Annotated in this window: 17 protein-coding genes and 2 pseudogenes; 13 read left to right on the forward strand and 6 right to left on the reverse strand. The window is 48.5% G+C overall.

Going from position 1 to position 20,795, the window contains the following annotated elements; all coding sequences use genetic code 11:
• Positions 1-93 precede the first annotated feature (93 nt).
• From NYE29_RS17225 to NYE29_RS17230, 3 genes and pseudogenes are all read right to left on the reverse strand, one after another.
• A complete protein-coding gene (locus NYE29_RS17225; RefSeq protein ID WP_340896881.1) occupies positions 94-3,780 on the reverse strand; it encodes a CBM35 domain-containing protein in 3,687 nt (1,228 codons plus the stop codon).
• Positions 3,781-4,090: 310 nt separating this feature from the next.
• Positions 4,091-4,273: pseudogene (locus NYE29_RS34605) on the reverse strand (YxeA family protein); the annotation flags it as partial.
• A 15-nt stretch (positions 4,274-4,288) separates the two neighbouring features.
• The gene (locus NYE29_RS17230; protein ID WP_340896882.1) at positions 4,289-4,477 is read right to left on the reverse strand and encodes a hypothetical protein; all 189 of its coding nucleotides are present in this window, start codon (positions 4,475-4,477) and stop codon (positions 4,289-4,291) included.
• 196 nt (positions 4,478-4,673) lie between these two features.
• Between NYE29_RS17230 and NYE29_RS17235 the strand changes: the two are divergent.
• The 5 genes and pseudogenes from NYE29_RS17235 to NYE29_RS17255 all read left to right on the forward strand — a co-directional run.
• Positions 4,674-5,216, forward strand: a pseudogene (locus tag NYE29_RS17235) (response regulator transcription factor); the annotation flags it as partial.
• A 46-nt stretch (positions 5,217-5,262) separates the two neighbouring features.
• Entirely contained in the window at positions 5,263-5,967 is a 705-nt protein-coding gene (locus NYE29_RS17240) for a response regulator transcription factor (protein WP_340896883.1), read from the forward strand.
• On the forward strand, positions 5,964-6,959 hold the full coding sequence (locus NYE29_RS17245; protein WP_340896884.1) for a sensor histidine kinase: 996 nt from the start codon (positions 5,964-5,966) through the stop codon (positions 6,957-6,959). The genes NYE29_RS17240 and NYE29_RS17245 overlap by 4 nt, the downstream gene beginning before the upstream one ends.
• 108 nt (positions 6,960-7,067) lie before the next feature.
• A complete protein-coding gene (locus NYE29_RS17250) occupies positions 7,068-7,835 on the forward strand; it encodes an ABC transporter ATP-binding protein (RefSeq protein WP_038595620.1) in 768 nt (255 codons plus the stop codon).
• Positions 7,807-9,690 (forward strand): ABC transporter permease, encoded by a 1,884-nt coding sequence (locus NYE29_RS17255; protein WP_076109175.1) that lies wholly within the window; start codon positions 7,807-7,809, stop codon positions 9,688-9,690. Before NYE29_RS17250 ends, NYE29_RS17255 begins: the two co-directional genes overlap by 29 nt.
• Positions 9,691-9,831: 141 nt before the next feature.
• Here the strand turns inward: NYE29_RS17255 and NYE29_RS17260 are convergent, their stop codons facing one another.
• Together NYE29_RS17260 and fabV are read right to left on the reverse strand one after the other, a co-directional pair.
• Complete coding sequence (locus tag NYE29_RS17260; RefSeq protein ID WP_340896885.1) at positions 9,832-10,272, reverse strand: hypothetical protein; 441 nt, start codon at positions 10,270-10,272, stop codon at positions 9,832-9,834.
• A gap of 262 nt (positions 10,273-10,534) precedes the next feature.
• Positions 10,535-11,725, reverse strand: coding sequence for an enoyl-ACP reductase FabV (gene fabV, locus NYE29_RS17265; RefSeq protein ID WP_340896886.1), 1,191 nt, complete (start codon positions 11,723-11,725; stop codon positions 10,535-10,537).
• Positions 11,726-11,929: 204 nt separating this feature from the next.
• On the opposite strand from fabV, the gene NYE29_RS17270 reads away from it, so the two are divergent.
• From NYE29_RS17270 to yajC, 8 genes are all read left to right on the forward strand, one after another.
• Positions 11,930-12,700 (forward strand): BofC C-terminal domain-containing protein, encoded by a 771-nt coding sequence (locus NYE29_RS17270; RefSeq protein ID WP_340896887.1) that lies wholly within the window; start codon positions 11,930-11,932, stop codon positions 12,698-12,700.
• Between the two features lie 200 nt (positions 12,701-12,900).
• Positions 12,901-13,404 carry a crossover junction endodeoxyribonuclease RuvC gene (ruvC, locus tag NYE29_RS17275; RefSeq protein ID WP_038595613.1) on the forward strand — a complete coding sequence of 168 codons (504 nt, stop codon included), beginning with the start codon at positions 12,901-12,903 and terminating at the stop codon, positions 13,402-13,404.
• Entirely contained in the window at positions 13,401-14,018 is a 618-nt protein-coding gene (ruvA, locus tag NYE29_RS17280) for a Holliday junction branch migration protein RuvA (RefSeq protein ID WP_076109171.1), read from the forward strand. The genes ruvC and ruvA overlap by 4 nt, the downstream gene beginning before the upstream one ends.
• A gap of 54 nt (positions 14,019-14,072) precedes the next feature.
• Positions 14,073-15,080, forward strand: a complete 1,008-nt coding sequence (gene ruvB / locus NYE29_RS17285; protein ID WP_076109170.1) for a Holliday junction branch migration DNA helicase RuvB — start codon at positions 14,073-14,075, stop codon at positions 15,078-15,080.
• A gap of 44 nt (positions 15,081-15,124) precedes the next feature.
• On the forward strand, positions 15,125-17,227 hold the full coding sequence (locus NYE29_RS17290) for a SpoIID/LytB domain-containing protein (RefSeq protein ID WP_076109169.1): 2,103 nt from the start codon (positions 15,125-15,127) through the stop codon (positions 17,225-17,227).
• Positions 17,228-17,236: 9 nt separating this feature from the next.
• On the forward strand, positions 17,237-18,265 hold the full coding sequence (gene queA / locus NYE29_RS17295; protein WP_340896888.1) for a tRNA preQ1(34) S-adenosylmethionine ribosyltransferase-isomerase QueA: 1,029 nt from the start codon (positions 17,237-17,239) through the stop codon (positions 18,263-18,265).
• Between the two features lie 21 nt (positions 18,266-18,286).
• Positions 18,287-19,423: a tRNA guanosine(34) transglycosylase Tgt gene (gene tgt / locus NYE29_RS17300; protein ID WP_076109167.1), complete on the forward strand. Its 1,137-nt coding sequence runs from the start codon at positions 18,287-18,289 to the stop codon at positions 19,421-19,423.
• A 60-nt stretch (positions 19,424-19,483) separates the two neighbouring features.
• On the forward strand, positions 19,484-19,801 hold the full coding sequence (gene yajC / locus NYE29_RS17305) for a preprotein translocase subunit YajC (protein WP_076109166.1): 318 nt from the start codon (positions 19,484-19,486) through the stop codon (positions 19,799-19,801).
• A gap of 111 nt (positions 19,802-19,912) precedes the next feature.
• On the opposite strand, the gene NYE29_RS17310 is transcribed toward yajC, so the two are convergent.
• Complete coding sequence (locus NYE29_RS17310) at positions 19,913-20,752, reverse strand: phosphatase PAP2 family protein (RefSeq protein ID WP_340896889.1); 840 nt, start codon at positions 20,750-20,752, stop codon at positions 19,913-19,915.
• Positions 20,753-20,795: the final 43 nt, after the last annotated feature.

Here is a 20,795-nt window from a genome sequence, read left to right on the forward strand (position 1 = left end):
GAGGTGTTTTCACGTTCGGATTTAAGCGGAAAAATAACCAGTCACCGGTGGACTTCCGGTGACTGGTTGCTTAACCCATGCAAGGTGTTTTCTTTAATTTGCCCCGGGGCTTTCCTCAAATATGGCCTTAACAGTCACCGCCTCATCGGGCATGGTAAAGGTATTTCCGGCAATGTTTAACCCTATTGGACGGATAACCTTCCATCCCTTGAAGATATAGCCCGCCTCAGGTGTGGCTGTTAGCGTAACTTCTGTATCCTTTGCCGCAGAAGCTACATTGGCGCTTGCTGTGCCGCGACCCTCGGTTTCGACTGTGATGCTGTGACTGACCGGTGTAGAGCTGTCAACAATGTTGACGGTGAACTTGACCGGATTCCCTGTATCAAAGGAGATTGTAAATTCCGCCCTATTACTCTTTTTAAGTCCAAGCGCAGCCAGATATCCGTTCTTGATGGTCAAGGTGTTTCCTGTGACGACGTAGTCATCCGGTATTACTGGATTTCCGTTGTATACTACCTCTGTTACAGAGCTTGCTTTATTCCATGTGATAATAGTGCTTGCATCACCGGGTGCATGGAGATCGTAGTTTACACTTTCGGGATTGATTTCCGCATCATCTGCCGGAACCTTGCTAACCTCGGTCACTGCGCTGAATTCACTGTAGCTGAGGTTACGAATTTCAATTCTCATGCGTTGATTATCTTTAGCCTGGTCATCAGCTAACCTTACAATTGCACCGTCATTATTGGATGCTCCTTCTACAGTGATTACTTTTCTATTGCTTTTGTTCATTATTTTATAGTAGTCACCGTCTTTTTCCAATTTCCACTGTTGAGTATCAGGTATTGAGTCTCCGGAAGCTTTTATATTTTGACAGATTTGCTGTATGGCTGAACCCGGAAGAATGTCGATTACATGACCGCTTTGAACAGACTGTATTTGGTAATATCCTGTGCCGAGATCCAAGAATCTCCACAATTGATTATTGCCATCACCATTTGCCCATTGGTTAATCACAGCTTTCGGATCACTTGAAACTTTGTCAACATCCAATGCCTTTCCGCTGTGCTTGGGTTGGATTTTAACCATCTTTTCAGGAATTATTTTCTTAGCACTCGAACTCATATATCCGCCGCTGAATTTATCAATTGTGAGACTGTCGATATTAAATTTTCCGGTATCACCTGCTTTACGTATGAATTTAACTACATTTTTTCCGGCTTTCAGGTTTACTGACTCTGTTGCATCCGTCCAGGTATCCCAGTTCGTTGTCGGAGGTAATGAAACTTGTTTTATTCTCTCTTCGTTAACATACATGGTCATTGTTATATTTGACTTCTGCGCGCCAGAATATCTCAAGGTTGATGTATATGAAGCTGTATTTGGTACGTTTACTTCATATTTGATTGAATCTCCTTCTTGCTCAAAGCCGGCTACAAATCCGTTGCCTTCATACCATAAATGATCCTTAGCAATCTTTAAGCTCCCTTCTCTGGTTGCTTCCTCTGCCTGATATCTCCAGGGAGTACGTTTGTTAAGATGGATACTGTCCATATTTATAATGCCTGAATTATCCGTTTCAGATTTATAAGTGATGGTGTTTTTTCCCTCTTTCAGACTTAAAGTCTCAAGCTTTTCTCTCCAGACAGTAAGTCCTCCAGTAGCCGGGAAGGTTATATTTTTAACATATGTGCCGTTCAAATACAGACCTAAGGTTTTACCTGCAGTTTCTTTTGCATATCTCAGCTTTACATCATAGGACGCTGCATTCTCAACATTAATAGAAAACTCCACCGATGAGTTAGCTTTTGATAGCCCGGTTACATAACCGATTCCCATATTGCCATCTTTTGCGTAAACTACTTTAGCATCTGTTGATCCCGTAGTTTTTGCATTTTCTGCTCCATAATGCCAGGTAGTTGCTTCGGTAACGGTTATATAATCAAGATTTACATTACCGGTGTCGCCCTGGTCATATTTATACATGATGGTATTTTCCCCTTCATTGAGGAAAACATTGTCATAACGATCAGCCCAGTTGTCCCAGCTTTTTAAACTAAAGAAATCTACCTGTTTGATTTTTTGGCCATTTACATACATACTCATGGTTCTGTCATCATTAAACCCTAAGCTGTAGCCCAGCTTAACTGAATAGTTGCCTGCATTAGCGGCATTTACCTTAAAGGTGACCGCAGAATTTGAAATCCATAATCCGCCGGCAAAACCGGTTCCGCTATATCCCGGATGGTTTTTATCTACCTTTGCATTTCCGGACAATTCGGCACTTTCTGCTTCGTACAATGTGCTTCTTTTTATAATCATGGCATCCAGAGCCAACGTGCTCTTGCCGAAAAGACGGATCTTGTTGCTTCCGGCGTTAAGCTTAATGTTATAAGCTGATTTAATATCGAAGTTGGCATCAAAGCCTGCATTGGATGTAAATGAAATTGTTCGGGAAGCCTCTTGGTTGACGCCCATTTTCATGTTAACAGTATCCGCCGTATTATTATTGTATCTGAAATCCAGTGAGTAGGTTCCTGTAGCGTTCGTGTTTACAGTAAACTCTACATAGTCATTGTCGCTGCTGTTATTGAATTTTTCATATACGCTGCTCGAAGCATAAGCACTTTTTCCAACTACTTTTGAAACTCCTGACAACCTTGCATCCTCAGCTTCATAAATTTCACTTTTTTCCTCTCCTGAGGGTCTGCCCAGAATGGTGCCGGGATTTGAAGGGATTCCGGGATTTATGAAATCATTATCATTCCAATTTATACGTTGAGCTCTTATTCCTCTGTTTCCGCCGCCTTGTCCATGGGTCGGTATGCCATGGTACATGATCCAATCCTCTGTACCGTCTTCGGACTTAAGGAACAAAGGCGATCCCGGTCCATAAGAACTGTTTTCATCCGATCGTTTCATGACAGGTTCAGGATGTTTCTTCCAGGATTCGGCTTTCATAACATCAGATGTTGCATCAGCTACGGATACCCCGACAGAATAGTTATCATTCATAAAGCTGCTTGCGGAATAGGCGAAATAGATCTTGCCGTTTCGTTCAACTACTGCAGCGCCCTCATTTATACTGTCGTGATGTTTTTCCCAGTCATATTGCGGCATTGCCACTGTAGCTTCTTCGCCTTCCAATGTCCACGGGTTCTTCATTTTGACAATCGTTGGACTCTCGTCAAATTTGGTTTTTGCAGGATCATTAGGGTCAGGGAAATAGTAGTATTTTGTATAGGTGAAGTAGCTTTCCCCTTTAATGGATACAACGCCGCATGCCAAACCATAGCCTTGCGTATTCAGAAGTCCCTTCTTGGTGGTAATCTGACCATCGCTGTCTGCATTAGCGGATTCTCCCTTGAGCTCCCAGGTTCCTTCAAAAGGATCGGGAGAGGAGTTCTCCAGGACGTAGGAACTTGGATGTCCATATCCAAAGCTTTCCTCTGGACCTGAAGAGAAATAAATATACCATTTTCCTTCCAGTCTATATATATATGGGCCCCACACAAACCCGGAATTACCCGGTTTCTTCCAAACGATTTTGCTTTTTGCAGTGGATACGCCGAGAATGGTTTCATGTCTTTTTAATGTGATATTATTATCGCCAGAAAAAGCTGAATAGTAATAACCGTCTGCAGCCCTGGCAATTGTAGGATCAGCACCGCCCATAAGCGGGTTTACATAATTAGAAGTTACATCTGCATTAGAGATGCCTGACAGCAATAATGAAAGTATTATCGCAAAGGATAACATAATAAAACTTTTTTTCTTCATAGTAATCTCCTTCTCTAATTAATTTTTAATAAGAACGAAGGATAGCTTTCATGCGATCACTGTGCCAGATTTTAAAACGGTATGTTCACTATACACCCCCCTTAAAGATACGGACCAATGACTGTAACCGCTTGCAATTTTTCTGTAGTACTACGCATTCATTATAAAATAAAAGCGGAACTGTTTTTCGGCATCATGTTTTGCGATATTTTGAGGGATTATATTTGCAGGAGAAGAGTCGTGAATAGAAACTCGATTTCCTTGCTTTTTTTTTAGTTTTCTTATGCTATTTTTACTTTATGCCCGATTATTATTTTTCAATAAGCTGCTTTACTTGCTCAGGAAGCTCTTCAGGCGATATTTCCTCCCAATGTGTTACACCGCGCAGGAAGGTTGCCAACAGCTTCAAACTTGCATTCTTCTGAAGCTGTTTGCTGGCAGTGAAGCTTAATTTCTTGGTATTCCCTTGAGCTGTGTATCCGGTAAGTTCATAATTGTATCTGCTGTATCAGGATAAAGCCATATCTTTATGCTTCAGCGGATGAATTGACCACGCCGCAAACAGCGCAATAAACGTAACATTCATGAAGAAAAAGGATAGGTTCTCTGGAGGTGTCAATTCCCGCTGGCTCAGCACACTCATACCGATGGTCAACAGGGAGTAGGGGAACAACATACCGATTTTCGCTACATACATGACCAGACCAAGGAAGACTGCACAGAGACTTCTGTAATTGTTCTTCAGTAATTAATATAGAGAGGTCTTCTTGCTTCCGGCTGAAGATAACCTTACAGTTACCTTAAATAAGAATTGAAAATATCGAGTTTCCGGCTAGATCAGGTATACTAAACAGGGTGATGCGAATTGGATATCATAAAAAATAAAAAAGTAGATCTGCAGGATGGAAAAGCCGGATGCGGCCATTCTGGATGTTATGCTGCCTGACGGAGATGGATTTTCTCTTCTTTCCGCAATCAGAACATTTTCGGACATGCCGGTGCTGTTTCTCTCCGCGCGTGGAGAGGATGAAGACCGGTTGCTTGGCCTTGGGCTGGGCGCGGATGATTATATCGTCAAGCCTTTTCTGCCGAGAGAATTGATTTTACGGCTGATGGCCATTTTAAAGCGGGCATATGCCTTCAATGCTCCCGAGAGGCTCCCTGTCTTCCGCCTGGGCAGACAGACAATAGATTTGGAAAGCGCTGTTGTGCGTAGAGAGGGCACCGAGCTTCCTCTGACAGCCAAAGAACACGCAATACTAATTAAACTGCATGAGAACCAAGGAAGAATCGTAACAAGCGACGCCCTATGTCAGGCGGTATGGGGAGATGACAGCTTCGGCTATGAGAATACATTAATGGTACATGTGCGGAGAATCCGTGAAAAAATAGAAGAGGAACCATCCAAGCACCCGCTGCCGGAGCCGGCGCTTTGAGCTGATTAATATTAACATTGATGAATCCATAAGGAGTGCCATGAATATGTTCAAAATTATGATTGTGGAGGATGATCCCAAAATTGCGGATCTTCTGCTGTCTGCTATTTTAAAGTACGGTTATGATGTGGTGCGGGTGAAGGACTTTCAACAGGTGTTTGAGGAATTCCAGCAGGTTAAGCCGGAGCTGGTGCTGCTTGACGTGAATCTCCCGAGTTACGACGGTTATTACTGGTGCCGGCAAATCCGCCGGATTTCCACCTGCCCGGTACTGTTTATTTCGGCCCGTGAAGGTGAAATGGATCAGATTATGGCACTTGAGAATGGCGGGGATGACTATATCACCAAGCCATTTCATTCGGGGGTTGTTCTGGCCAAGATTCACAGCCATCTCCGCCGTGCCTACGGGGAGTATGCGGCGAGACGCGAGGAGCCGGTGATAGAGCTGGAGGGGCTTACTCTCTATCCCGAAAGGCTTGAGCTGCAGCTGGGACAATCCATGGTGACCTTGACTAAAAAAGAATCGGATATAATAGAGAGCCTCATGGAGCGCTACCCAAGGGTGGCCAGCAGGGAGGCTTTACTGGAGAAGCTGTGGGATCCGCAAGCTTTTGTAGATGAAAATACGCTCAACGTAAATATTACACGGGTCCGGAAGAAGTTCCAGGAGCTTGACATCGAGGAAGCTGTACTTACGGTCAGGGGATCAGGCTATAAGTTGAACATCACCTGGACAGAGGGCAGCCAATGAAGCTGTTTATCCGGGAGCATACTTTATTGATTGCCGTTCAAATTGTTCAATTTGCTGCAATACTATCCATCTACTGGCTCGACGGCTATAATCATCTTTCGACTGCTCTTTATGCAGCCTTCATAGGTTTATTTTTCCTTGGCTGTTATTTGGTTCGGCAATATTTTACCCGGCGCCGCTACTATCTTCGCCTGAGCCGGCCACTGGAAACGCTGGATGAATCTTATCAAAGAATTGATAACACACCTGTATCCAAAGCGCTTGAAGAATTGCTGCATGCTCAGTACCGCCACTCTATGCAGCAGCTCATAGCGGTGAAAAAGCAGCAGGAGCAGCACTTAACCTTTATTGATCAATGGGTTCATCAAATGAAAACGCCGCTGTCGGTCATTGAGCTCACGGTTCAGAACATGGATGAGCCTGAGTTTGCCAGCATCCGTGAGGAGCTGGAGCGGATGCGCAGCGGCCTGCATACGGTGCTATACATGGCCAGGCTCCGTGCCTTTGAAAAGGATTTTCATATCAAACCTGTCGTTCTGCCGCAGCTCGTGAACGAGGTTGTGCATGACCACAAACGCCTGTTCATCCGCAACCGGATATTTCCCGAGGTTCTGGCTGCGGATCCCGGGATTACTGCCCAGAGCGATGAGAAATGGCTGTTCTTTATGCTGTCTCAAATCATTAACAATGCCATCAAATATTCAGCGGCCAAAGATACAGAGGATAAAAGGGTTGTCGTTTCCTGCTACTTACGGAACGCTGAACCCATCATTGAGGTCAGAGATCAGGGGATAGGGATCCAGGCGTCTGATCTCAAACGGGTCTTTGACCCTTTTTTTACTGGCGACAACGGGCGGGGGCTGCGTGAATCTACGGGGATGGGACTGTATTTGACGAAGGAGTCTGCCGACCGTCTCGGGCACCGGCTTGAGCTGGAGACGGAGGTTGGCGTAGGGACAGTGGTGCGCATTGTATTTGCAGCCAATCATTAGCTTACATCCGTGTAATAAAAGTGAAACCTAAATCGATAGTTGATGTTCTGTGTCTCCGGTATAGTGGTTTATAGAAGGATTTAACGCAGGAGAGGAGATAGAAGCATTATGCTGGAGGTAAGACAGGTTAGTAAAATATATGAAGGAAATGTGGCCTACCGGGCTTTGACCGACATTGATTTAACTATTGACGCTGGAGAATTCGTCGGGATTATGGGTCCTTCCGGAAGCGGGAAAACAACACTTCTTAATATGATTGCCACAGTCGACGGCCCAACCACAGGGGAAATTATCATCGACAACAAAGATATAGGAAAGCTGAGCAAAAACGATTTGGCGGTATTTCGCCGCCGGCAGCTAGGCTTTGTTTTTCAGGACTTCAATCTGCTGAATACCCTGACCGTGGAGGAGAATATTGTGCTGCCGCTGACACTGGATGGAACCCAGATCAGCGAAATGAAGCAAAAGGCACAAGCGATTGCCGATAAGCTGGGGATTACCGCCATCATGAAAAAACGCACCTATGAAATCTCCGGGGGGCAGGCCCAGCGGACGGCTATCGCCAGAGCTATGATTCATTCACCCAAGCTGCTGCTGGCGGATGAACCCACCGGTAATCTGGATTCCAAAGCGGCAAAGGATGTCATGGATATGCTGGAAACCATCAACCGGGAACAGAAAACGACCATGATGCTTGTTACCCATGACGCTGTGGCCGCGAGCTATTGCCATCGGGTAGTGTTTATTAAAGATGGCAGATTTTATACGGAGATCCACCGTGGGGACAACCGTCAAAGCTTTTTCCAGAAAATCATTGATACACTTTCGCTGCTGGGGGGATATGGAAATGACGTTCCGTCAATTCGCATTCCGTAACGTCAGCCGGAATAAACGGCTCTACACCGCCTATTTCTTGAGCAGTATGTTTACCGTAATGGTGTTTTTCACCTTTTCCATCTTTGCGTTTCATCCGATGCTCAGCGAAGATCGTATGCAGTCGAGTGCGGTGGTTGCCCTTTCGGTGTCGAAATGGATTATCTATGTGTTTTCCTTTTTTTTCGTGCTTTACTCGATGAGCGCATTTCTGCAATCGCGGAAAAGGGAATTCGGATTAATGATGATGCAGGGTATGACCACCCGCCAGCTGCGGACGATGATTTTTCTGGAGAATATGATTATCGGGTTCGGGGCAACTATTAGTGGTATCGGTCTGGGAATTGTGTTTGCGAAGGGGATTTTGCTTGCCGGAGAGCAGGCGCTTGCGCTCAATGAACAGCTGCAATTCTATTTTCCGTTCAAGGCGATCTTCCTCACGCTGGCTTCATTCATGCTGCTGTTCATCCTGATCTCCCTGTTTATTTCAGTGGTGCTGCGGAGCGGCAAGCTAATCACGCTCATCAAGGCGGATCGTCAGCCCAAGCGGGAGCCGAAGGCTTCACTGTTGCTGTCACTGCTTGTGGTGGCATTGCTAGGGACCAGCTATTTCCTTTCTTTACGGGCCAGCGGCTTGGATGTTGTGTTCTTGCTTCCGCCAGTAGTAATTATGGTGACTATTGGTACGTATCTGCTGTTCACACAGCTCAGTGTATATCTGATCCGGAAGCTGAAGCGAAAAGAGCGTTTTTTCTGGTTTAAGACCAATATGCTGCTGTTCTCCGATCTCTCCTACCGGATGAAAGACAATGCACGCTCCTTTTTTCTGGTCGCCATCATCTCTACAGTTTCATTTAGTGCCATAGGCGCATTGTACGGATTCCAATCCATGCTTAACGGGGCGCTGACGAAGGAAAATCCTTATCTGTTCACATATCTCGCTGCTGATGGCGACAGTAAGGAACAAGCCCATGTAAAACTGATTGATCAGAGCTTAAGCGAATCCAAGGTTACCGCTGAAAAGACTTTACTTGAGCTTAATTATTATAATACTGCTGAAGGCAATCAAACGCTTACCCTAGTAAAGCAAGCCGAGTATAACCATCTTGCGGAGCTGCTTGGAATCAAACCTATTAAGCTTTCTGACGGGAAGGCGGCCATCGTTGATTTTGGGCTGTCGCGGAAAGGCGAAAAGATGCTCCACCAGCCTGTAAAGCTGCAGTCGGGGATAGTTATCGAAGCAACTCAGGCGGTTGTATCTCCGGCGATACGGGGCATTAGCGGCTATTACATTGTCCCTGATGAGTTGTTTGCCAAACTCGCCCCGCCAGGTCAAGAAAGTCACTATTATGCCTGGCATGGACCGATTAAACAGCAGGGAGCAGTGGCTGCGGGCGGAAAGCTGACCAACAAGCTTCCGTATGACGGAAATTACGAATTTTATGCACTTGAATTTCAGACAAACCGTATTAATGAAAGCTTTGGGCCACTGATGTTCATCGGCTTCTTTATCGGAATTGTGTTTTTTGTCTCTGCTGGCAGCTTTCTTTATTTCCGGCTATACAGTGATCTGGATGAAGATAAACAAAAGTTCAAGGCCATTTCCAAGCTGGGACTGAGCGAAAGAGAGCTGGGCAAGATATTGAACCGCCAAATCAGTCTGCTGTTCTTCGCTCCTATCGTTGTCGCACTGGTGCATGGAGCGGTGGCACTTACCACCCTATCCCACATGTTCAATTATTCAATGTTTAAAGAATCCGTTCTTGTGCTCAGCCTGTTCTTTATCATTCAGCTCGTTTACTTTTGTGTTGTCCGTCTGTTCTACACCAGACAGATTAAATCGGCACTGGCCGGATAAGTCTTATGCCTGTAAATGCACGGGGTGTCCCAAAAGCCATGAAATGGCTAATTGGAACACCCTAGTTTTTTGAGCAGGATAGACGTGAGCACATGTTGTAAACGCTCCGCGAACGGACCGTTGTTCCAATCGCTGTTGTCCCTAAATTTTCAGCAGTTCCGATTCAGGTATGTGTCTGGTTAGTTTGTCTAACTCCAAAGAAGGAAACCAGTCGGTCTGAATAACATCATCACTTCCATATTTAACTACATGGGTTACCGTATACGGAGACATGTATAAATTGTGATGGATGAGCGGGTGTACCCTAATGGAATCCCCTCGTTTCATACTTCTCAAAGAAAGCTTACCTTCAACAGACAACTCGGCATACACCAGCCATCCGCTTTGAACCACGTAAAATTCAGTAAGTCCCTTATGAAAGTGACTATTCTGCCAGCCGCCCTCATTAGATGCTTCCGTTCTTATGTAAGATGTTCCGTCGGAGCTTATCAACCGGAACCGTTTTTCACCATTGTCCATCAATTGATGGAACGTCTCGATGCCTAGTTCACGGGCTTCTTCATCAGACAACCTTCTTGGCACGCGGAATCCCCCTTCTATACAGACTAACCTATTCATATTATTCGACGTTGTGTTTTTGTACTCCTTGCTATCCGGGCAGCAAACATACCGGGAAAGGCACCCGATATTATGTTGCAACCCTCTCTAAGCGGTCAATCCAGCTCTTCAGACGGTTATGGCAGCTGTTTGCACGGGCCGGATAATGTTTATGCCGATAAAGTACGCAAAGAAGCCGCTCCTGTGAGGGAACGGCTTCTTTGCTATTTATAAACGCTGATTACACTTACACCAAGTTGGGAATATCCACTGCAGGCTCACTGTCAGCTTCGTAATCGACACCGTCTGTGCGGAAGCCGAACAGATTGAAAAAGTCTTCCTGATATCCGGCAAGGTCGGCAAGTTCAGGGACATTATCCGTTTCCAGCTCGGTCCAGCGGCGCATCACTTCAGTTTGAATATCCTCACGCATTTCCCAATTGTCAATCCGGATCAGGTGGCTGCCGTCAGCAGCAGCCTCGCCGCCGTTGTACAAATGCTCGGCGAACAAACGGTACATCTGCTGGATGCAGTTCTCATGCAGCTCTTTTTCCTTCATCACTCTGTATAGTGCTGAAATATAGAGCGGTACCACAGGAATAGCTGAGCTTGACTGGGTAACCAGAGCTTTGTTGACGGAGACAAAGGCACGACCGCCTTGTGGCTTAAGCTGGTCATTTAAAGCGATTGCTGTTTTTTCGAGATCATTTTTGGCTTGGCCGATCGTTCCGTCCTTATAGATCGGGTGGGTAACTTCCGGCCCGATATACGAATAGGCAACGGTAGTAGCTCCATCTGCAAGAACGCCTGCTGCCTGAAGCTGGTCGATCCACATGCTCCAGTCTTCACCGCCCATTACGGCAATGGTCTGGCGGACCTCATCGTCTGTCGCTGGCTCAATGGTGACGGTAGAGACTTCACCGGAGTGGAAGTTCATCGTTTTGTTCGTATACGCGCTGCCGACAGGTTTGATCACAGAAGAGAAAGTTTCTCCCGTTACCGGATGAGTGCGGCGGGGGGAAGCTACACTGTAGATCACGAGATCCACTGTGCCGTATTCGGCTTTAATGAGCTCGATCGTTTTTGCTTTAATGGCATCAGAGAAAGCATCGCCGACGATGCTGTGTGATTTGAGGCCAAGCTTCGCCGCCTGCTGCTCAAGTGCTGCGGAGTTATACCAGCCGGCAGAGGCGGTGCGGGCACCCTCAGCAGGCTTGTCAAAAAATACGCCAATTGTATTCGCGCCTGCACCAAAAGCGGCGGTAATCCGCGAAGCCAGACCGTATCCGGTAGAAGCGCCGATCACGAGAACATTAGCCGGACCATTCAGTTTCTTCTGTGCTTTTACATAGTAAATTTGCTGCTCCACTTGCTTGGCGCATCCCTCAGGATGGGCAGTGGTGCAAATAAAGCCGCGGGTTTTGGGCTGAATAATCATCAAGGAAATCCCCTTTGTTTAGTTTTTAACTTAATTTTCGCTAATATAGAGTATAGCAAATGATAGCTTAGAAAGATAAGTTTTGAAATTAAATTATTTTGCTGCAGGACAGCGGGAAGCGTTGAAGATCAATTTTTCCTCTTAAGCGCATAATTGCTTCTTCCACAGGTCACAATAGGGAAAAAGCAGAATGAAGGGATTAACATGAATGCTTTTCGTTTGAAAGAACAACTGTGGCGGCGGTGGAGACGTTGGAAAAAGGCTCCCTGGGTGGGAGCGGCTTGTATCGCTTTGACGGTAGTGGCCTGGCGCGGCATGCAGGTTCCGGAGGAGATCAGCGGATTGTTAAGCAATTCAGACTGGGCGATACCGGTGGAGTCGTTAAGCGAAACATACAGCCCGGAGCAGACCGGAGGGCAGGATGACAGCGTGGCAGCGGTGGCAGCCGTTTCTAATAATATCGGAAACAGCGAGGAAGACGGCAGTGCCGCTGTAGAGAGCAAACAACTGCTGGAAGCGGTTAGCCAAGACGCTGTCAGTAGAACGGTACATTTGAAGACGGTCTATGTTACGGGCGTAGAAGTACAGACCCTTTCAGGAGAGCGGAATCCGGGGCAGCTTAAAGTACTGATAGAGAAACATCCGGGCTGGAACGGCTGGATTAGCCAGGAAGGCGATTTGTGGCTGGAGCATCAAGTCAATGATCTTTCGCCGCTGACCAAAAAGGATGCTTATATCGGTGTAGACGCACACGGGAATTTAAGTCTGTTCAAAGGTCCGCCGGCAGCGGAAAAAGTGCTGAAGACCTTTTTTCAGATGGACATGGGCTCCATGAAGTCTTCGCTCCCGGAAGGGATCATGAAACAGCTGCATGAAGGGATACGGGTGCAGGACATTGAGGAGTACAACAGCGTGCTGTCGACATTCAGCGATTATGCACGTGATACGGCGGAGCAGGCAATGCAGTCGGAATAAGCAGCAGAGGATAGTACTGGAAGGCCCCTGATCTTATGATCGGGGGCTTTTTGGCATGAGGGTTACAAATGAGGCAAATTTTTTTCTCTGCTAGAGGGATTTTTGCTATAATGGGTAGAAGGAATACATATGTTCGCTTTAAGAGCGGGCAATGGATGAATACGGTGGAATATCCTGCCTGTTAGAAGGAGAGATTGGGCTTGCGCATCTTAGGAATAGACCCGGGGCTGGCGATTGTCGGCTTTGGCTTCGTAGATAAGGAAGGAAATAAATTGACGCCGGTTCAATATGGCAGTATTCAGACAGAGGCGCATACGCCTGAGGAAGAACGGCTGCTGCATGTCTATGAGGGCATGGTGCAGCTGATAGATAAATATAAGCCGGACGCAGTGGCAGTGGAAAAGCTGTTCTTCGCCCGCAATGTGACAACTGCGCTTCCGGTGGCGCAGGCACGGGGGGTGCTGATTCTGGCTGCCGTGCAGCGCGGGCTTCCCGTAGCCGAATATACACCGATGATGGTAAAGCAGGCTGTGGTCGGTTATGGCAAGGCTGAGAAGAAGCAGGTACAGGAAATGGTGAAGCTGCTGTTGAAGCTGTCCGCTGTTCCTAAGCCCGACGATGTGGCCGATGCGCTGGCGGTGGCTGTTTGCCACGCCCATTCGGTGAGTCTTAATTCCAAACTAAATGAGGTATTGCGAAAATGATAGATTACTTAAGAGGACCGGTAGTACATTTGGAGTCGGAGTATGTGGTGCTGGATGTCCAGGGGGTAGGATACCGGGTGTTCTGCCCGAATCCTTATGCGTTCGTCAAGTCGGAAGGACCCGTGACCATCTACATCCATTATCAGACACGGGAGGATGCCACACTGTTGTTCGGATTCCCGACAAGGGAAGAACAGAAGCTGTTCCGCAAGCTGATTGAGGTGTCCGGTATTGGACCGCGCGTGGCCCTGGGGATTCTGACCGGCGGCACGCCGGACCAACTGATCTCGGCGATTTATCAGGAGAATATCACCTTCCTGACCAAGCTGCCGGGTATTGGCAAGAAGACGGCACAGCGGATGATTCTGGATCTGCGGGATAAGCTGGACGGTTTGAGCGCCGCCTCCATGCAGACGGGGTTATTTGCGGTGCCGATGGAAGAGCAGAATGCCGCCCTGCCGTGGCAGGAAGCCAGAGACGGTCTGAAAGCGCTCGGTTATACCGAAGCAGAGCTGGACCGGGTATGGCTGACGATGAAGAAAGAAGGCACAGATACAGGGACTGTCGATGTACTGATGAAGAAGGCGCTGGGGCTGCTATATATCGCCAAATAAGCCATAACGCAGCTGCCTAAAGGGACAGCCTTGAAGAACGGAGTGAGGAAATAGATGGATGACCGGATTATATCGGCGAATCTGATGATGGACGAGCAGGCGGTGGAATTAAGTCTGCGTCCCCGTTATCTGGGCGAATATATCGGACAGACACAGGTGAAAGAGAACCTGAAAATATATATTGAAGCAGCCAAAATGCGCAGTGAGGCACTGGATCATGTGTTGTTGTACGGGCCTCCGGGTCTTGGCAAAACCACGCTCGCGAACATTATCGCCAACGAGCTTGGTGTGAATCTGCGGACGACGTCCGGGCCGGCCATTGAGCGGCCCGGGGATCTGGCAGCGTTGTTGACCAACCTGCAGGAAGGCGACGTGCTGTTTATTGACGAAATTCACCGCCTGCACCGGACTGTGGAAGAAGTCATGTATCCGGCGATGGAGGATTTCGCGCTCGATATCATGATCGGCAAAGGGCCTAGCGCCCGTTCGGTGCGGCTGGATCTGCCGCCCTTTACACTGATCGGAGCCACCACGCGGGCCGGGTTGCTGTCGGCGCCGCTGCGTGACCGCTTCGGGGTGGTCAGCCGTTTGGAATACTATACGATTGATGAGCTGAGCTTCATCGTCTCCCGCAATGCCGAGCTGCTTGGCATTGAGATCCTGGGCGATGCCGCTGAAGAGATTGCCCTGCGTGCCCGGGGAACACCGCGGATTGCCAACCGCTTGCTGAAGCGGGTCCGCGATTTCGCCCAGGTGCGCGGTGATGGAATCATCACCCCCGATATTGCGGGTGAATCGCTGAAGATGCTGCAGGTCGATCCGCGCGGGCTGGACAGCATAGACCATAAGATGCTGCACTCGATGATCACCGCCTTTCGCGGCGGTCCTGTAGGGCTGGATACGATTGCCGCCACAATAGGCGAAGAGAGCCAGACTATTGAAGATGTGTATGAACCTTATCTGCTGCAGATCGGTTTCCTGCAGCGCACTCCCCGGGGACGAATGGTAACCCCGGCGGCTTATCATCACCTGGGTCTTCCGCTTCCTCCGGAGCAGCATTAAAGTTGAAATGCTAGACCCACAACAAACTTTTAGGAGGCTTCACGATGAATCATGCGAGGCGCAAACTGACAGGAATGGGACTGCTGGGCCGGGGATTGCTGGCGGCAACACTGATTGCAGGCAGCTTCCTGGTTCCTGCAGGTGATATCCATGCTGAATCCAGTGCAAACATCCGGGTTGCGATATATGCTGATATCGGCAGCAAATATAAATTAACCGTACCATACGTGACGCTGCAGTCTGCTAAGGAATTCAATTTTCTCTCCGGCCAGAGTGGGGCAGCCTCATTGCTGCTGGTTCCGGCCAACAGCAAAATACGCGTAAGTCTGGATAGCTACAAGGTTAAGGTTATGGAAGCTGCCACCTGGCAGGCAGCTGCCGATGCCGCCAAGAAGCTGCAGTCTACATCCGATAAGCCGCAGTTGCTGGTAACCTCGCGGAATGGGGTTAATGCATACCAGCTGTACACAGGTCCGTACGCCAGTGAAAATGCTGCCAAAGAAGGCCTTACCCGCGTAGGGAAAGCGGGACTGTCCATCCCGGCGGGCCAAACGTCAGCCGTGAAGGGCAATAAACACTTGTCTGCCGGAGAGTTCGCTTCCACTGAGGAAGCAGATGCTGCTCTCCAGGCACTGACGGCAGCCAATTTCGATGCCTGGAAGGTAATGGTGGCTGGAGCGGACGGCAGTGCCAAGACGCAGGTATGGGTCGGCGAAGCTACTGGCGAAAGTGAGCTTTCCGCCCTGCAGGCCGAAGTTGCGGCTGCACTTCCCCAGCTTGTCTTGTCTCCTGCTTCAGCACCCGGGTTAATGATCCGCAGTGACGCAGGATTGGACCTCAGTAAGGAAGGACAAGCGTTTCATTACAGTGTGTCCGGAGCCAATGCCAAGTTTATGGCTGCAGGCAATGAATCGGGGATTCAACTGGAGGAGAGATCCAAACGTACGTATCGCGGCAGCTTGGAGCTAAGTGGTTTAAACGGCTCATTGGCTGTCATTAATGAAGTACCGCTTGAGCAATACCTGTATGCGGTAGTCGGCGGAGAAGTCTCCTCGAGCTGGAATGAAGAAGCGCTTAAAGCCCAGGCAGTCGCCGCGCGCAGCTATGCGCTGTTTCAGGGCAAACGTTTTGATGTGGCCGATGTGGTCGATACGACACTAAGCCAGGTATATAACGGTATCGGGGCCGAAGCACCTACAATTATCAAGGCGGTGGATGCCACAGCCGGTGAAGTGCTGAAGAGCGGCGGGAAGATTGTCGAAACTGTCTTCTCCTCCAACAGCGGCGGCCGCACAGCGGATCCGTCAGAGGTCTGGGGCAATGGCGGAGCTGCTTTTGTCAGTGTGCTCAGCGCTGAGGATGCTTCGGCCTCTGCCTCATTTAAGAAGTGGTATTATGTGCTGCTGTCCAGCGGTGCCTCCGGCTATGCCCGTGAAGATAATATGAAACTGACCGGCAGTAAGACGGCGGCAGGACTTCCCCTTGCGACAGCTTCGACCAGTAATGTGAACATTCGGCCGCTGCCTGTTATCGACAGCAGTGCAAGTCCGGTAGGCAAACTGAATCCCGGTGAAAATGCTGTCGTATTGGATCAAGTCTATGAATCCGGGAGCTATAGCTGGATTAAAGGACCGTACACCTCGGCGGAGCTGCTCAAAAGCTTAGCCGGCAAGACAAGCAGTACACTGCCGTCATCCATTACCAGCCTGCAGGTTACCCAGCGCGGGCCTTCAGGAAGAGTCACTCAGGTCAAAGCCAACGGTAATATTCTGCAGGTTAAGTACCCGGATCTTTTCCGCTCCGCCTTTAATGGACTGCCCAGTACTTTGTTTGATATTGTACCTTCCGGCAGTTATACTGTATTAGGCGCTGACGGCTCTACCGCAACCATTGGCGGAACACAGTCTGCAGGTGTGCTTTCTGCATCCGGCAAGGTTACTGTCCAGAGCAGCGGAACGGTTGTAATGGGAGCTGATTCTTCGGCAAGAGTAGTTACAACTAACCCGGGATTTTACTTTATCGGCTGGGGCAATGGCCATGGGCTCGGCATGTCGCAGTGGGGCGTGAAGGGTATGGCCGATAACGGGTATGATTACAAGCAAATATTGCAACACTATTTTAATAACGTTACTATAGTTAAGGAATGAAGACTGACCATGAATGTAGACGATTATGATTTTCATTTGCCGGAGGAGCTGATTGCCCAGACTCCACTTTCTGACCGTAGTGCCTCAAGGCTGCTGCTGGTAAACAAGGAGAACGGAGAGCTTGCTCATCGGCATTTTACCGATATACTGGAGCAGTTTCAGCCGGGGGATACGCTTGTTCTGAATGATACACGCGTTATTCCTGCCAGACTGTTTGGGATCAAGGAAGACACCGGAGCCAAGGCGGAAGTGCTGCTCCTGAAGAATCTGGGGGAGGACCGGTGGGAAGCGCTGGTGAAGCCGGGCAAGAAGCTGAAGACCGGTGCGGTCATTATTTTCAGCGATGAACTCCGTGCGGTGATCGAAGATGAGGCCGATATGGGCGGCCGGACATTGCGCTTCATGTATGAAGGAATCTTTCAGGAGATTCTGGACAGACTGGGAACGATGCCCCTTCCACCCTATATTAAGGAAACACTCGATGACCGGGAACGGTATCAGACGGTATATGCCCGGCATGAAGGCTCAGCAGCGGCACCGACGGCAGGACTGCATTTTACAAAGGAACTGCTGGAGCGTATTGCCGCCAAAGGTGTAAATATTGCTTATATTACACTTCACGTTGGACTTGGCACATTCCGCCCGATGTCAGTAGAGAAGGTTGAAGAGCATGTCATGCATGCCGAGTATTTCGAGCTGTCCCGGCAAACTGCAGAGCTTCTGAATGATGCGAGAGAAAGAGGCGGCCGTATTATCGCTGTCGGTACAACCTCCTGCCGGACTCTGGAGACTGTGGGCAATAAGTTCCAGGGCGGACAGATTGAAGAATGCAGCGGGTGGACGGATATCTTCATTTACCCCGGTTACGCATTCACAGTTGTTAACGCATTGATTACGAACTTTCACCTGCCAAAGTCCACTTTGGTTATGCTGGTGAGCGCTTTAGCAGGACGTGAACAGATTCTCGCCGCCTATGAGGAAGCGATAGCGCAGCAATACCGCTTTTTCAGCTTTGGCGATGCGATGTTTATTTATTAAGCAAGAGGAAGGGTTAAACAAATGGCAGCAATAACTTATGAACACATTAAGACCTGCAAGCAGTCCGGAGCCCGGCTCGGCAGAGTCCATACCCCGCATGGTGTCATCGAGACACCTGCTTTTATGCCTGTTGGTACACAAGCTACAGTCAAGACCATGAGTCCTGAAGAACTGAAAGAAATGGACGCTCATATTATTTTGAGCAACACATACCATTTATTTCTGCGGCCTGGCCATGACATTATCCGTGAGGCCGGCGGTCTGCACAAGTTTATGAACTGGGACCGGCCGATTCTGACGGACAGCGGTGGATTCCAGGTATTCTCACTGAGCGATATGCGCAAAATTACCGAGGAAGGCGTACATTTCCGCTCCCATCTTAATGGAGACAAGAAATTCCTTTCGCCGGAAGTGGCGATGGAGGTTCAGAACGCACTTGGCTCCGATATCATGATGGCATTTGATGAATGCCCGCCTTTCCCGGCAGAATATGATTACGTCAAAAAGTCATTGGAACGTACCTCCCGCTGGGCAGAAAGATGTCTCAAAAGCCATGCCCGTCCCGAGGATCAGGGGTTGTTCGCTATTGTACAGGGAGGCATGCATGAGGATTTGCGCCGCCAGAGCGCGGCTGATTTGACTTCCATGGATTTCCCGGGGTATGCTATTGGGGGGCTCAGCGTCGGAGAGTCCAAGCAGCTAATGTATGAAGTGCTGGATTATACTGTTCCGCTGCTGCCGCAAGGGAAACCGCGCTATTTAATGGGTGTCGGTTCACCGGATGCGCTGCTTGAAGGGTCAATCCGCGGAGTGGACATGTTCGACTGTGTTCTGCCTACCCGCATTGCCCGTAACGGAACGACAATGACCAGTCAGGGAAGACTCGTTGTACGCAACGCACAGTATGCACGTGATTTCGGGCCGCTTGATCCGGAATGCAGTTGCTATACCTGCCGGAATTATTCCCGGGCGTATTTGCGCCATTTGATCAAAGCCGACGAAACTTTCGGCTTGCGGTTAACGACATACCATAACTTACACTTCCTGCTGGATTTGATGCGTAAAGTGCGTGAAGCCATCAGAGAGGATCGGCTGCTTGATTTTCGCGATGAGTTTTTTGCACAATACGGATTGTATGATAATCTCAAAGGCTTCTAGTACGCCTGTAACAGAAGAACTGGATTGTGCTTTAATGCATATCGAAAGGGGGGAAAGGATATGTTACATTTTCAATTTGCAGCAAATCAAGGGGGGACCGGCAGCATTTTAGGTCTCGTAGGCCCGTTTGTACTTATGTTTGTGGTGTTCTATTTCTTGCTCATTCGTCCGCAGCAGAAGAAAACTAAAGCACGTAACGGAATGTTGAAAGCCTTGAAGAAGGGCGATAAGGTAGTCACTATTGGTGGCCTTCACGGGACGATCATGGAGATTTCCGACGACATCGTCGTTTTGCGCGTTAATGATGTGACCCGTTTAACCTTTGACCGGGGCTCTATCAGCCATGCTGTGGCACTGGAGACGGAAGGTAAGGAGTAGTATTTCTTTACAACTTACATAAAAAGCGGCGTATCTCCTCCGGGAGAACGCCGCTTTTTGGCATGCTATCACATAAATCTCGTATTCATCACCCTGAGGCAATTGAGGAAATTAACGGGCATCTGTGGCACGGCTTCGTACTGGAAGTGATGTTTCCTCACTGCGGAGTGTCAGCTTGGCCAGCTGTACTGCAACAGAGGTGGACACAACGGCCAGCAGAGTGCCGCCCAGCATATCAATCAGCCAATGAATGCCGAGATAGAAGATTCCGAACACAATAGCTACTGCTGAAATCGTCGAGATGATCTTCCAGCGGTTGTTCCCTGACCGAAAGGCGAGCAGCGCCGTAGCTACAGCGATGGCCGTGTGCAGACTAGGGAAACAGTTGTTTAGACCGGAGAGCGGCCGGTATTCCTGTTCAAAGTTTGGAAAGACATCCAACATGATGAATCTTACACCTGCCGGAGCATAGGACCAAACTTCGTTGATTGGAAAATATAAAAAGAACGGAATGGCGACTGTGTAAATCAGCATGACCGTGTAGCAGGTGGCATACAGCATCAGGCGGTTCTTCTCCAGCAAATAGACTCCGAGTGAAGCAGCCAGCACGGCTTGGAGCATAAAGATATAGAAGAAAACGACAATAGGTGTAAGCCAGGGAGCGTAGAATATTTGCTGCAGCGTCTGGACAAAATGTCCTTCAAGTCCAAAGAATACAGAAGTATAATCAGATGCCAGATGCATGTTCTGCTCGATCTGCAGCTCATATTTATTCAGAAGGAGAACACTGATCATTCCGATAATAACCAACAGAAATTTATAGGAGTGCAGCAGTTCCTTTCCGAGTTCTACAAAGGCCATAAAAGGGTTGCGCCGGGTGCTGATCCAAATCAGCAGAATTACTATTACAACGGTGTACAAAACAACATGGTTCATGGATTGGTAAAGCAAAGCTATCGAAGCCTCCTCAAGCTCTTACGAATTCAGATGAAAC

The organism is Paenibacillus sp. FSL M7-1046 (assembly GCF_038007405.1).
Taxonomy (GTDB): domain Bacteria; phylum Bacillota; class Bacilli; order Paenibacillales; family Paenibacillaceae; genus Paenibacillus_AQ.

Bases quoted from the DNA above. Each gene is read 5' to 3' on its own strand.
- NYE29_RS17225 (WP_340896881.1), bottom strand. From the start codon at position 3,780: ATGAAGAAAAAAAGTTTTATTATGTTATCCTTTGCGATAATACTTTCA.
- NYE29_RS17230 (WP_340896882.1), bottom strand. From the start codon at position 4,477: ATGTATGTAGCGAAAATCGGTATGTTGTTCCCCTACTCCCTGTTGACC.
- NYE29_RS17240 (WP_340896883.1), top strand. From the start codon at position 5,263: ATGTTCAAAATTATGATTGTGGAGGATGATCCCAAAATTGCGGATCTT.
- NYE29_RS17245 (WP_340896884.1), top strand. From the start codon at position 5,964: ATGAAGCTGTTTATCCGGGAGCATACTTTATTGATTGCCGTTCAAATT.
- NYE29_RS17250 (WP_038595620.1), top strand. From the start codon at position 7,068: ATGCTGGAGGTAAGACAGGTTAGTAAAATATATGAAGGAAATGTGGCC.
- NYE29_RS17255 (WP_076109175.1), top strand. From the start codon at position 7,807: ATGACGTTCCGTCAATTCGCATTCCGTAACGTCAGCCGGAATAAACGG.
- fabV (WP_340896886.1), bottom strand. From the start codon at position 11,725: ATGATTATTCAGCCCAAAACCCGCGGCTTTATTTGCACCACTGCCCAT.
- NYE29_RS17270 (WP_340896887.1), top strand. From the start codon at position 11,930: ATGAATGCTTTTCGTTTGAAAGAACAACTGTGGCGGCGGTGGAGACGT.
- ruvA (WP_076109171.1), top strand. From the start codon at position 13,401: ATGATAGATTACTTAAGAGGACCGGTAGTACATTTGGAGTCGGAGTAT.
- ruvB (WP_076109170.1), top strand. From the start codon at position 14,073: ATGGATGACCGGATTATATCGGCGAATCTGATGATGGACGAGCAGGCG.
- NYE29_RS17290 (WP_076109169.1), top strand. From the start codon at position 15,125: ATGAATCATGCGAGGCGCAAACTGACAGGAATGGGACTGCTGGGCCGG.
- queA (WP_340896888.1), top strand. From the start codon at position 17,237: ATGAATGTAGACGATTATGATTTTCATTTGCCGGAGGAGCTGATTGCC.
- tgt (WP_076109167.1), top strand. From the start codon at position 18,287: ATGGCAGCAATAACTTATGAACACATTAAGACCTGCAAGCAGTCCGGA.
- yajC (WP_076109166.1), top strand. From the start codon at position 19,484: ATGTTACATTTTCAATTTGCAGCAAATCAAGGGGGGACCGGCAGCATT.